We start from the raw sequence: 12,931 nt of genomic DNA, 5'->3' as shown, positions 1-12,931 counted from the left end.
GGACAGCGCCGCCGCGGGGCCCTATGCCCCTCGGCGCATATCGGCCGAGATCTGCTCGGCGGCCGAGCGCAGCAGCGGGATCGCGCGCTGTGCGAAGTCCTCGTCGACGCGGCTGATCGGCCCGGAGACGGAGATCGCCAGCGGTGAGGGTGCGTCGGGCACGGACATCGCGAAGCAGCGCACTCCGAGCTCCTGCTCCTGTTCGTCGATCGAATACCCGCGCTCGCGGATGCGGTCGAGTTCGGCCTCGAGGTCCTCGATCGTTGCGATGCTGTGCTCGGTGGGGGTGGGCATGCCGGCGGTGGAGACGATGTGGCGGACCTGTTCGGGATCGAGTTCGGCGAGGATCGCCTTGCCCACCCCGGTGTCGTGCATATGGGTGCGGCGTCCCACCTCGGTGAACATCCGCATCTGCCGCTCGGAGGCGACCTGGTCGACGTAGACGACCATGTCCCCGTCGAGGGTCGCGACGTTCGCGGACTCGCCGAGCTCCTCGACGAGCGTGCGCAGGTAGGGGCGGGCGATCGCACCGAGCTGGGCGCCGGCGAGATTGCCCAGCCGCACGAGGCCGGGACCGAGCGCGTAGCCGCGGCCGGGCAGCTGCCGGACGATGCCGAGGCCGAGCAGGGTCCCGAGCAGGCGGTGGATCGTCGGCAGGGGCAGGTTGACGTCGGCGGCGATGTGGCTGAGCGTGGCCGATCCCTGCGAGTTCGCGATGCACTCCAGGAGGCCGAACGCCCGCTCGACTGACTGCACTCCGCCCTTGGTCTGGCGGATCGCAGGGGTGGCTGAGTCGTTCGTGGTCATCCGTTGTCCTCTTCCTCGAAGTGGGCGACACTTCCGCTCAGTGTACTGCGGAATGGAAGAGAGTTTCCGTTCAGCGCCCGCCGCGACTAGATATTCCATGATGCAGAAGCTAACATCCATGATACGGAATAAATTTCATCAGAGAGGATGACAATGGCTGTTCCCAGTCCCGGATTCTCCATCACCCTTCGCGTGGCCACGGCCGTCGGGCAGGCGTCGACATCGGACCTCGTCGCGGCCGCCGCGGCGACCGGTGCCGCCATCACCGCCCTCGACGTCGTCGAATCCACGCCCGACACCGTCGTCATCGACGTCAGCGCCGACACCCGCGACGTCGCCCACGCCGAGGAGGTCTCCACCGAGCTGAGCGCCCTGTCCGGGGTCGACGTCCGCAAGGTCTCCGACCGGACCTTCCTCCTCCACCTCGGCGGGAAGCTCGAATCGACCCCCAAGGTGCCCCTGCGCAACCGCGACGACCTCTCCCGCGCCTACACTCCGGGTGTCGCCCGGGTGTGCACGGCGATCGCTGCGAACAAGGACGATGCCAGGCGCCTGACGATCAAACGCAACACCGTCGCCGTCGTCACCGACGGCACCGCGGTCCTCGGCCTCGGCGACATCGGACCCGAAGCCGCGATGCCGGTCATGGAGGGCAAGGCCGTGCTGTTCAAGCAGTTCGCCGGCGTCGACGCCTGGCCGGTGGCACTCGATACGAAGGACACCGAGGAGATCATCGCGATCTGCAAGGCCATCGCCCCGGCATACGGCGGGATCAACCTCGAGGACATCTCCGCCCCGCGCTGCTTCGAGATCGAACGCCGTCTGCGCGACGAACTCGACATCCCCGTCTTCCACGACGATCAGCACGGCACGGGCATCGTCACCCTCGCCGCCCTGAAGAACGCACTGAAGGTCGTCGGCAAGGACATCGGGGATGTCCGCATCGTCGTCTCCGGCGTGGGTGCCGCCGGACATGCGATCATCCGCCTCCTCCAGGTCGCCGGAGCCCGGACCATCATCGCGTGCGGACGCGACGGGGCGATCGGGCCGGATTCGGTCGTCGACACCGAGCACAAGGTGTGGCTGAAGGAGAACACCAACCCCGAGGGCTTCTCCGGCACGCTCAAGGAAGCCGTGGTCGGCGCGGACGTCTTCATCGGCGTCTCCGCCCCGAACATCCTCGATGGCAGCGACATCGCGGCGATGAACGACGGGGCCCTCGTCTTCGCGATGGCCAACCCCGACCCCGAGGTCGACCCCGCCGAGGCGCTCAAGCACGCCGCCGTCGTCGCCACCGGCCGCAGCGACTACCCCAACCAGATCAACAACGTCCTCGCGTTCCCCGGGATCTTCCGCGGACTCCTCGACGCCGAAGCCACCGACGTCGACGAGTCGATCATGGTCGCCGCCGCCGACGCGATCGCCTCGTGCATCCCCGAAGAGGACCTCCACCCCGGCTACGTCGTGCCCTCGGTCTTCGACCCCGAGGTCGCGAAGAAGGTCGCCGAGGCCGTCGCCGCCGTCTCACGGTGAGGGGAGACATGTATGTGAGCGACAATGGTGGGGAGACCGGCAGGCTCACCCACACGGCAACGGAAGAGGAAGCAGTGAAGCGAACAACGCTGGATGACATCGATGCTCTGCTCGCGGACACGGATGAGCTGCTGAGCACGCGCTATCCGGGTGACCGGGACGTCCGCCAGCCGATCCACACGGTCTACGTCCCCGGTGACCACGCGAGTCCGAGGATCCAGCAGGAGTGGGGTGAGCAGGCGCTGGCGGCCGTCGAGGCCGGCGGCGGCATGGTCCAGCTCGCCGAACGCGTCATCGTCGCCTCCCGCAAGGAGAGCGGGGAGGCCTTCGGGCAGACCCCGCCCAGCCTCCACCAGGTCGCCCGGGAGGCGGAGCTGCTCGCCGAGGCGGTGACCCGGAAGCTTTCGAGCGAACCGATCGAGGACCTGAGGTTCGACTTCGAGGACGGCTTCGGCGACCGGGGCGACGAGGCCGAGGACGCCGCCGTGCGTGCGGCCGCCCGGGCCGCCGTCGCCTCCCGCGGGGAGCCCACCGCCCCTGGGTTCGTCGGCATCCGCTTCAAGAGCCTCGAGGCGGCCACCCGAGCCAGGGGTCTGCGCACCCTCGAGCTCTTCGTCACCGAGGCGATCGCCGGCAGCGGTTCCCTGCCGGAGGGCCTCGTGCTCACCCTGCCCAAGGTGAGCACCCCCGCCCAGGTGCAGGCGATGGTGCTCGCCGTCCGAGCGCTCGAGGCCGAGAACGGTCTGGCCGACGGCTCGATCACCTTCGAAGTCCAGGTCGAGACCCCGCAGCTCATCCTCGGCCCCGACGGCACCGTGCCGCTGCCGGCCGTGCTCGACGCCGGGGAGGGACGGATCACCTCGCTCCACTACGGCACGTACGACTATTCGGCGTCGATGGGGGTGGCCGCGGCCTACCAGTCGATGGAGCACCCCGTCGCGGACTTCGCGAAGAACCAGATGATGCTCGCCGTCGCCGGCACCGGCGTCCACCTCTCCGACGGGTCGACGAACATCCTCCCCGTGGGCGAGCCCGAAGCGATCCAGCAGGCCTGGAGCCTCCACGCCCGCCTCGTCCGCCGGCACCTGCGCCGGGGGATCTACCAGGGCTGGGACATGCACCCCAACCAGCTGCCCACGCGGTTCCTCGCGACCTTCCGGTTCTACCGGGAGGGCCTCGAACTCGCCGCAGCACGCCTGCGCAGCTACGTCCACCGCACCGACTCCGGCGTCCTCGACGAACCGGCGACCGCGAAGGCGCTCGCCCGCTACCTCAGCCGCGGGCTCTCGTGCGGGGCGCATGCACCCGACGAGGTCGAGGAGCGCATCGACCTGCCGGTTGAGACCCTCGAGGCGCTCGCCCGCACCGGGACGACCCAGCCGCAGGCTTGAGCGGCCCCGCAGACCCCAGAGAACGCACGAGAGACCGAAGGAGCCCCATGAGCATCACCACCGACCCGTACACCTACTGGGCGCCGACCGGCGGACACCCGCCGCAGTCGGACCTGCTCACCGACCGCGCGATCGTCACCGAGGCCTACACGGTCATCCCCCGCGGCGTGCTGCGCGACATCGTCACCTCGGCGCTGCCCGAATGGACCGGGACGCGTTCGTGGGTGCTGTCGAAGCCCGTGGCCGGGGGAGCGGTGACGTTCTCGCAGACGATCCTCGAGGTCGCCCCCGGGGGCGGCTCCGAGCGTCCCGAACCGCAGCCGGAGGTCGAGGGCTTCCTCTTCCTCATGGCCGGTGAGCTCACTGTCACCCACGAGGGCACCGACCATGTGCTCACCCCCGGCGGGTTCGCGTACCTGCCCGCGGGGTCGACGTGGAGCGCGTCCTCGACCGGCGCCGAGGCGGCCCGCTTCCACTGGGTGCGCAAGCGCTATCAGGAGGTCGCAGGGCTGACCCCGGAGGCGGCGTTCGGCAACGAGGGCGATGTCGAACCCTCCTCGATGCCGGGCACCGATGACCGGTGGCGGACGACGCGTCCGCTCGACCCTGCGAACCTCGCCTACGACATGCACGTCAACATCGTCACCTTCGAACCCGGTGCGGTCATCCCGTTCGCGGAGACCCACGAGATGGAGCACGGCCTCTACGTCCTCGAAGGCAAAGCCGTCTACCGTCTCAACGGCGACTGGGTGGAGGTGCAGGAGGGCGACTTCATCTCGATGCGCGCATTCTGCCCGCAGGCCTGCTATGCGGGCGGTCCCGGCCGCTTCCGCTACCTGCTCTACAAAGACGTCAACCGCCAGGTCGAGCTCTGAGGCGCGACCTGACGGCTGATGTGTTCCGCTCAGATGAGCGGGCCCCGGCGAGCCCCGCTCAGATGAGCTGAAGGGTCCTCGCGGTGTACTCCGAGAGCTCGGTGAGCAGGGTCTCGTCGTCGGCGAGGCTGCGACCGAGCGAGGGGACCATGTCCTTGAGCGAGGGCTCCCAGCCGTCGTACTGACGGGGGAAGCAGGTCTTGAGCAGACCGAGCATGATCGCCACCGCCGTCGACGCGCCCGGGGAGGCGCCGAGGAGGGCGGCGATCGAACCGTCGGCGGAGGAGACGAGTTCGGTGCCGAAGCCGAGCACTCCGCCGCGCTTGGCGTCGTGCTTCATCACCTGGACGCGCTGACCGGCTTGGATGAACTCCCAGTCGGCGGGGTCCACCTCGGGGATGAACTCGTTCATCGCCGCGAAGCGGGCCTTCTTCGAGGCCGCGAGCTCGGAGAGCAGGTAGGTGACGAGGTCGGTGTTGTCCTTCGCGACGCCGAGCATCGTCGGCAGGTTGTTCCCGCGCACGGAGAACGGCAGGTCGGTGAAGCGGCCCTGCTTGAGAAACTTCGGCGAGAATCCGGCGTAGGGGCCGAACATGAGGTAGTCCTGGCCGTCGACGACACGGGTGTCGAGGTGGGGCACGGACATCGCGGGGGCGCCGAACGAGGCCTGACCGTAGACCTTCGCCTGGTGCCGGGAGACGAGCTCGGGGTTCGCGGTGCGCAGGAAGATGCCGGAGACGGGGAAGCCGCCGTAGCCGCGTCCTTCGGGGATGCCGGACTTCTGCAGCAGGGGCAGGGCACCGCCGCCGGCGCCGATGAAGACGAACTTCGCGCTCACCTTGTGGGTCTCACGCGAGAGCAGGTCGCGCACCGTGACGGTCCAGCCGTCGGAGGCGCGATCGAGGTCGGTGACCTGGTGGCTCGTGCGGATCGTCGCGCCCTTGTCGGCCGTGTAGCGCAGCAGCTGGCGGGAGAGCGAACCGAAGTCGACGTCGGTGCCGATCTGCGTGCGCGAGATGCCGTTGACCTGACCGGGTCCGCGGCCCTCGAACATGAGCGGCAGCCACTCGGCCTGCGTGGCCGGATCGTCGGTGTACTCCATCTCCGCGAAGAGCGGGTTGCGGACCATCTGCTCGCGGCGGTTCCGGATGTAGTCCCGGCCCTTCTCACCGCGGCCGTAGCTGATGTGGGGAACCTGGTTGATGAAGTTCTTCGGCTCCGGGAGCACCCCGGTGTCGACGAGGTGCGACCAGTACTGGCGCGAATGATGGAACTGCTCGTTGATCTGCGAAGCCTTCGTCAGGTCGATGTGGCCGTTCGCGTCCTCGGGGGTGTAGTTGAGCTCGCACAGTGCGGCATGACCGGTGCCGGCGTTGTTCCACGGGTCGGAGCTCTCCTTGGCGACATAGTCGAGCTTCTCGTAGACCCGGATGTCCCAGTCGGGCTGGAGTTCGGTCAGCATCGCGCCGAGGGTGGCGCTCATGATGCCGCTGCCGATGAGGACAACGTCGACCTTTTCCTGCGTTGAGGGCATTTCCACTCGCATTCTTCGTCAGAGGCTTTAACGACCTTCAGACTACTCCGAGCCCCGCCCCAACCCGAAGTCGGGGCCGGGAACCGGAGACGATGATCACTCTCAGCGCAGGCGACTGAAGCGCAAGCGACTCAGCGCGAAGGGTGGCAGTGCCAGCCCCAGCCGACATCGTGGCAGAGCTCGCCCCCATCGGTCGGCGACGGGTCGGGCGTCGGTTCCTCGGTGGGAGTCGGCGTCGGGGTCGGCTCGTCGGTGGGCGTCGGGGTCGGGCTGGGCTCTTCGGTCGGAGTCGGACTGGGTTCCTCGGTCGGCGACGGGGTCGGGGCGGGCTCCTCGGTCGGGGTCGGCGCCGGGCTCGGCTCCTCCGTGGGGTCCGGACTCGGTGCGGGTGCCGGTGGACTCGGTGCCGGTGCGGCGGGAGGATCGGTCGGACGCGCAGTCTCGGGATTCTCGCGGGGGACAGGGTGCGGGCGCTGCGGCGACGGCGGTCGCACTCGCTGTGCGGGCTCGGCGGGCACCTCGGCCGGGCTCTGGGGAGCGAAGGCATCGGGCTGGTTCGCCGAGGGCGGCGCCCCCTGGTTCGGCGACGAGCTGCCCTCGGCGTCGTCGAACTGAGCAGTCGCCGTCGGTGCCGGCGATGGAGTGCTCGCAGCCTCGGGCACCTCGCCGCCGCGCGTGAGCGCGAGCGTTCCCGCCGCGACCGCGGCGGTGGCGATGAGGACGGCGGCGGCGATCTTGACGACGGTCGCGAGGCCGCTGCCCGAGGAGAGGCCGCTGCCCGACGCCCCCGCCGGTTCGGCAGCACCGACCGGCTCACCGGCTGTGCCGGCAGGCTCGACAGCCGACCCGCCGGCGGCCCCGGCGGCCGCCTCGGCGAGGGTCGGCACGGCCGGGAACTGACCGGACTCGATGAGGGCGCCGGCGAGCATGGCGGGGGTCAGCCACGCTCCGAGTGTGGTGTTGAGGCGGCTGAGCACGAGCGACTGGCGCCGACAGTAGATGCAGTGGCGCAGGTGCGACTCGACGGATTTGCCGCGCTTGAGTCCCAGGTGGTTGCGCACATAGCGGGCGAGTTCGGAGGAGTATTCGGCGCACGCGGGCTGCGCGGGTTCGACGTGCTCCTGCAGGTACGCGGTGCGCAGCCCCTCCCGAGCGCGGTGGAGGAGCGAGTTGAAGGCGTTCGCCGAGAGTCCGAGGGCGGCAGCAGCGGCAGCCGTCGAGGTGCCGTCGATGTCGATCATCGTGATCGCCTGCTGCCACGAGGTCGGCAGGGTCCGGAACGCCCGAGCCAGCTGGTCGCGTTCGGAGACCTCGCTCGCGACGTCCTTGGGGCCGCTGCCGGCGAGGACGGCAAGGACCTCGGGGTCGACGGCGGTCGTCGCCTTCGACGTCGCCGTGGACCGGTGGGCCTCCGAGCGCACCGCGGTCATGAGATAGGACTTGAAGGATTCCCGCGGCCCCGAACCGTTGCCCCACGCGCGCCAGATCTTCGCGAAGGCCTCGGCCACCGCATCCTCGGCGCGGGTGGGATCCTGGGTCAGGCGCAGGGCGAAGTGGAGTGCGGGAAGGCGGTGCCGGTCGTAGAGTTCGGCGAAGGCCGCGCGGCCGTCCTCGGAATCCGGGGTGCCCTCGATGATGCGGGCGACGAGATCTGCGTCGGGGATGGTGCTCAAGGGTTCGGACATCGATCCTTCGCCTCGGGAGGGGACTTGAGGGGACGGCGCCTGATCGCGGGTGCGAGGAGGCGGAACGAGGGGAACGCTCAACCATCCATTGTAGGTTCACCCACCCCCTTCTCACAATCAGTCATCCGTCAAGCATCCTTGAGAGCCCTCGCCTCTCACCTGGGAGTTCTCGTGAGCGTGAAGAAAATCCGCCGGTTCGCGAACGAACGAGCCCGCTACCGGGTCTGTATAGGTGAAGGGTCCACCACCCATGGCCCTTCGCGTCCCGCCGTGACGGACGACCCCTCGAGTCCTCGACTCATCCCCGGTGGCCCTGCAGATCGCTGCAGGGCCACATTGTGCCCGGCGGTCGTTTCCGGCACCCGTCCCCGGCACGGACCGGTGGTGCCCTGCGCGCGTTACCTGTGTCACGATGGGGGCATGTCGAAACGATTCCTCCTTCGTGATGCCTTGTCCCAGTTCCCGCCCTACGTTCCGGGCAAGCCCCCGGCCGGCGACACGGGACTGACCCCGTACAAGCTGTCCTCGAACGAGAATCACCGGCCCCCGCTGCCCGGGGTCACCGAGGCCGTGGCCGAGGCCACGCAGACGCCCGCGGCCTACCCCGACCCGAAGTCGACGGGGCTCGTGGCCGACCTCGCCGCCTACCTCGACGTCGACCCCGCCGAGGTGGTCCCCGGCGCCGGTGCCTCCGAGATCCTCTCGGCGCTGACGAACATCACCCTCGAAGCCGGCACCTCGGTCGTCTACCCGTGGCCGTCGTTCGAGATGTACCCGATCCTCGCCGCCGCCCGCGGGGCCGAGAAGCGCGCGGTCCCGCTGCTGGCCGACGGTCGCCACGACTTCGCCGGGATGCTCGCCCAGATCGACGAGACGACCCGGCTGGTCCTGCTGTGCTCGCCGAACAACCCGACCGGGCCCTCGGTGCGCACCGAGGAGCTCGAGGGCTTCATGGCCGAGGTCCCGGAGAACGTCATCGTCGCCCTCGACGAGGCGTACTGGGAGTTCGCCACCGACGCCGAGGCGGTCGACGGGCTCGCTGCCTTCCGTGAGCACCCGAACCTCGTGCTCGCCCGCACCTTCTCCAAGGCTCATGGACTTGCGGGCCTGCGGGTCGGCTACGGTGTCGCCGACGCCGAGATCGCGACCGCCCTGCGGCAGGTCGTCGCCCCGTTCAGCGTCACCGCCGGGGCGCAGGCCGCCGCCGCGAAGTCCCTGGCCCGCACCGACGAGGTGCTCGTGCGGGCGAAGGAGGTCGCGGCCACCCGTGACCAGTTCGCCGCCGACCTGCGGGACCTCGGCTTCGACGTTCCCGACGCGCAGGGCAACTATGTGTGGATCGCCCTCGACGACGAGGCGGCCGCGGCCTTCGAGGATGCGTGTGCGGCCCAGGCCGTGGCGATCCGGAAGCTCAAGGGCGGCGTGCGCGTGAGCATCGGCGCCGATGAGGCCCTCGACCGGGTGCGCGCGGTCGCCGCGGACTTCGCCGCCGGCCGATGAGCCTCGACCAGGCGGCGGAGAGCCTCGGCGACCTCGCCGACCGGCTCACCGAGGGTGCGCTCGTCACCGACCGCGACGTCATCGACGCCTACGCCTTCGACCGGGCGCTGTTCTGCCCGGCCGGGCAGGCGCTCGGCCTCGTCCGGGCCCGCAGTGTCGACGACGTCGTCGCCGTCATGCGCTTCGCCACCGAACACCGCATCCCCGTCGTCACCCAAGGTGCGCGCACCGGGCTCTCCGGCGGGGCTAACGCCGTCGACGGGAGCCTGCTGCTCAACGTCGCAGGCCTCGACGCGATCCTCGAGGTCGACCCCGTCAACCGGATCTGCCGTGTCGAACCCGGCGTCATCAACGCAGACCTCAAGGCGGCGCTGAGGGCGGAAGGGCTTGCCTACCCGCCCGATCCCGGTTCGGTGGCGATCTCGACGATCGGCGGCAACGTCGCGACGAACGCCGGGGGCATGTGCTGCGTGAAGTACGGGGTGACGAAGGACTACGTCCGCGGGCTCACCGTCGTCCTCGCCGACGGCACCGTGACCAGGCTCGGACATCAGACGGCGAAGGGCGTGGCCGGCCTCGACCTCACCTCCCTGTTCGTGGGCTCGGAGGGCATCCTCGGCGTGATCGTCGAGATCACCCTCGGCCTCACCCCGGCCCTCCCGCCGCCGCTGACCGGGGTGGGGATCTTCCCCGACGCCGAATCCGCCGGGCGCACCGTCGCCGACTTCATGGCCGCGGGCCTCCAGCCCTCGATGCTCGAGCTCATCGACGCAGCGACCATGGCGATGATCAACGACTTCGGGGACTTCGGTCTGCCCGACGACGCCGGCGCCCTCCTCCTCGTCCAATCCGATGCCACACACGCCGAGGCGGAGGCGGTGCTGGCGCGCTTCCAGTCCGTGGCCGAGTCCAACGGAGCCACCGAGGTCGTCGTCTCCGACGACCCCGACGACAGCGACATGCTCGTCGCCGCCCGACGGGCCGTAGCCCCGGCGATGGAGCAGTACGCGAACGCCCACGGCGGGGGAGAGCTCGTCGACGACGTCTGCGTGCCCCGGTCCCGCCTCGGCGAGTTCTTCGCCCGGCTGCGGGAGATCGACGACCGCTACGACATCGCCGTCGCCACGGCAGGGCATGCGGGGGATGGGAACATGCATCCCTCCGTCCTCTTCGACGCCCGCGACGAGGAGCAGATCGCCCAGGCGCAGGCGGCGTTCGCCGAGATCATGGCGCTCGGGCTCGAACTCGGCGGGACGATCACGGGGGAGCACGGGGTCGGGTATCTCAAACGCGAATGGCTCGGCCGGGAGCTCGATCAGGGAGCCCAGCGCCTGCAGGCGGGGATCAAGGACACCCTCGACACCTTGGGGATCCTCAATCCCGGGAAGGTGCTGCCAGGGACGCTCTCAGGGCAATGATGTCATCCGGCGTCGTCCGGCAGCAGCCGCCCAATATCCGGGCACCGTGGTCGATCCAGTGGTCGACCGGCCATGCGCCGAGGCGGTCGTCCGGCTCTGCTGCCGACGGCGCTGCCGGCCGCCATTCCATCGTCTCCGCATCGTAGGTCTCACCCGAGTTCGGGTAGGCGAGCAGCGGGAGATCCGTGCCGGTCGCAAGCGCCTCAAGGGCCGACGACACCTGGGCCGGTCGGACGCAGTTGACGCCGAGCGCGCGGATGATCGGATGGGCGCAGGCCACCTCGGCGATCGCGGTGAGCGGGGCACCGTCGGGCAGACGCGGAGAAGTCGCGTCCCCGTCGGCGAGCGTCACCGACAGCCACGCAGGGACGCCGACGTCCTCGGCGAGGTCGGCGAGCACGCGGATCTCGGCGAGGTTCGGCTGGGTCTCCAGGGCGATGACGTCGGCGCCGGAATCGGCGAGGGCCTCGATCCTGGGACGGTGGAAGGCGGCGAACTCGTCAGTTGTGAGACGGTAGTCGCCGGTGTACTCCGAGCCGTCGCCGAGGGCGGCCCCGAACGGACCCACGGAACCGGCGACGAAGGAGGCCCCGGCCACCGCCCGCCGGGCGATGTCGACGCTGGCCGCCGCGAGGCGGCCGACCTCTGCCCCGCTCAGGCCGGCACGGGTGCTCAGCTGGTAGCTCGCGGTCGTGACGATGTCGGCACCGGCGGCGGCGAAGGCGGCGTGCACCTCGGCGAGGGTCTGCGGATCATCACGGAGGAGACCGGCCGACCACAGATCATGGTCGAGCCCGACACCCCGGGTTTCGAGCGCGGTGCCCAAGCCGCCGTCGAGGACGAGGGGGACGCCGGAGCCCAGGCTCGTGTCGAGTGCCGTGGTGAAGGTCGTGCCCATCGACCCAGTTAAACTTGTCCGGTGACCGGAATCGAATCGCCCGCAGCATCTGAGACCGTGCCCGTCGAGGCAGCGCCCATCAACGACCGTTCGGCCTTCGGCTTCGAAGTCGGCACCCGGCTCGAGACGGGCGGGCGCACCGGCGTCATCTCCACCCCGCACGGGCAGATCCCCACCCCCGCCTTCATCCCCGTGGGGACGAAGGCCACGGTCAAGGCCGTCAAACCCGAGGACGTCGCGGCCCTCGGCGGGCAGGCGGTGCTCGCGAACGCCTACCACCTCTACCTCCAGCCGGGCTCGGACATCGTCGACGAAGCCGGCGGGCTGGGGCGGTTCATGAACTGGCCGGGACCGACGTTCACCGACTCCGGCGGATTCCAGGTGATGAGCCTCGGCGCGGGGTTCAAGAAGGTCATCTCGATGGAGCTCACCGGCGAGCAGAACGACGACGTCATCGCCGAGGGCAAGGAGCGGCTGTCGAACGTCGACGACGACGGGGTGACGTTCAAGTCCCACCTCGACGGGACGATGCACCGGTTCACGCCCGAGGTCTCGATGCAGGTCCAGCATCAGCTCGGCGCGGACATCATGTTCGCCTTCGACGAGCTGACGACGCTGGTCAACACCCGCGGCTACCAGGAGACCTCGCTCGAGCGGACCCGACTGTGGGCGATCCGCTGCATCGAGGAGCACCGACGGCTGACCGAATCCCGGTCGCACCGGCCCTACCAGGCGCTCTTCGGGGTCCTCCAGGGTGCGCAGTACGAGGATCTGCGGCGCAAGGCCGCCCGTGATCTCGGGGCGATGGACTTCGACGGCTTCGGCATCGGCGGAGCCCTGGAGAAGGAGAACCTCGGGACGATCATCCGCTGGGTATGCGAGGAGCTGCCGGAGGACAAGCCGCGGCATCTGCTGGGGATCTCCGAACCCGACGACCTCTTCGAGGCGATCAAGACCGGGGCGGACACCTTCGACTGCGTCTCACCCTCGCGGGTCGCCCGCAACGCCGCGATCTACACCCGCGACGGCCGGTACAACCTCACGGGTGCCAAGTACCGCCGCGACTTCGGTCCCCTCGACCCCGAATGCGACTGCTACACGTGCGCGAACTATTCGCGGGCGTACCTGCGGCACCTGTACAAGGCCAAGGAGATGCTCTTCTCGACCCTGTGCACGATCCACAACGAGCACTTCGTCGTCAGCCTCGTCGCCGAGATCCGGCAGGCGATGGAGGACGGGCGCTTCGCGGAACTCGAGGCCGAGGTGCTCGGCCGCTACTACGCAGGGTGA

Annotated in this window: 10 protein-coding genes; 6 read left to right on the top strand and 4 right to left on the bottom strand. The window is 69.7% G+C overall.

The genetic code is table 11. The annotated features are described in order from the left end of the window. Positions 1 to 21: 21 nt before the first annotated feature. Positions 22 to 807: an IclR family transcriptional regulator gene (locus AAHA49_RS10840; RefSeq protein WP_339393077.1), complete on the bottom strand. Its 786-nt coding sequence runs from the start codon at positions 805 to 807 to the stop codon at positions 22 to 24. 153 nt (positions 808 to 960) lie between these two features. Here AAHA49_RS10840 and AAHA49_RS10835 point away from each other — a divergent pair, with 153 nt between their 5' ends. The 3 genes from AAHA49_RS10835 to AAHA49_RS10825 all read left to right on the top strand — a co-directional run bounded on the left by AAHA49_RS10835 (position 961) and on the right by AAHA49_RS10825 (position 4,606). After that, positions 961 to 2,340 carry an NAD-dependent malic enzyme gene (locus tag AAHA49_RS10835; RefSeq protein ID WP_342038284.1) on the top strand — a complete coding sequence of 460 codons (1,380 nt, stop codon included), beginning with the start codon at positions 961 to 963 and terminating at the stop codon, positions 2,338 to 2,340. A 74-nt stretch (positions 2,341 to 2,414) separates the two neighbouring features. Next, on the top strand, positions 2,415 to 3,731 hold the full coding sequence (locus AAHA49_RS10830) for a DUF6986 family protein (protein ID WP_342038283.1): 1,317 nt from the start codon (positions 2,415 to 2,417) through the stop codon (positions 3,729 to 3,731). A gap of 47 nt (positions 3,732 to 3,778) precedes the next feature. Next, a complete protein-coding gene (locus tag AAHA49_RS10825; RefSeq protein ID WP_342038282.1) occupies positions 3,779 to 4,606 on the top strand; it encodes a bifunctional allantoicase/(S)-ureidoglycine aminohydrolase in 828 nt (275 codons plus the stop codon). A gap of 58 nt (positions 4,607 to 4,664) precedes the next feature. On the opposite strand, the gene mqo is transcribed toward AAHA49_RS10825, so the two are convergent. Together mqo and AAHA49_RS10815 are read right to left on the bottom strand one after the other, a co-directional pair. Further along, a complete protein-coding gene (gene mqo / locus AAHA49_RS10820; protein WP_339393073.1) occupies positions 4,665 to 6,140 on the bottom strand; it encodes a malate dehydrogenase (quinone) in 1,476 nt (491 codons plus the stop codon). A 131-nt stretch (positions 6,141 to 6,271) separates the two neighbouring features. After that, on the bottom strand, positions 6,272 to 7,825 hold the full coding sequence (locus AAHA49_RS10815; protein WP_342038281.1) for a sigma-70 family RNA polymerase sigma factor: 1,554 nt from the start codon (positions 7,823 to 7,825) through the stop codon (positions 6,272 to 6,274). 420 nt (positions 7,826 to 8,245) lie between these two features. Between AAHA49_RS10815 and AAHA49_RS10810 the strand changes: the two genes are divergently transcribed. Next, entirely contained in the window at positions 8,246 to 9,325 is a 1,080-nt protein-coding gene (locus AAHA49_RS10810) for a histidinol-phosphate transaminase (protein WP_342038280.1), read from the top strand. Continuing rightward, a complete protein-coding gene (locus tag AAHA49_RS10805) occupies positions 9,322 to 10,743 on the top strand; it encodes an FAD-binding oxidoreductase (protein WP_342038279.1) in 1,422 nt (473 codons plus the stop codon). Before AAHA49_RS10810 ends, AAHA49_RS10805 begins: the two co-directional genes overlap by 4 nt. On the opposite strand, the gene mmuM is transcribed toward AAHA49_RS10805, so the two are convergent. Next, on the bottom strand, positions 10,700 to 11,641 hold the full coding sequence (mmuM, locus tag AAHA49_RS10800) for a homocysteine S-methyltransferase (RefSeq protein WP_342038278.1): 942 nt from the start codon (positions 11,639 to 11,641) through the stop codon (positions 10,700 to 10,702). The genes AAHA49_RS10805 and mmuM overlap by 44 nt on opposite strands. Before the next feature lie 21 nt (positions 11,642 to 11,662). Between mmuM and tgt the strand changes: the two genes are divergently transcribed. Continuing rightward, entirely contained in the window at positions 11,663 to 12,931 is a 1,269-nt protein-coding gene (tgt, locus tag AAHA49_RS10795) for a tRNA guanosine(34) transglycosylase Tgt (RefSeq protein ID WP_342038277.1), read from the top strand.

Source organism: Brevibacterium ammoniilyticum, assembly GCF_038429965.1.
GTDB classification, from domain to species: Bacteria; Actinomycetota; Actinomycetes; order Actinomycetales; family Brevibacteriaceae; genus Brevibacterium; species Brevibacterium ammoniilyticum.
Note: the sequence above shows the minus strand (reverse complement) of the source record. Positions and strands in the feature narration are given on the sequence as shown.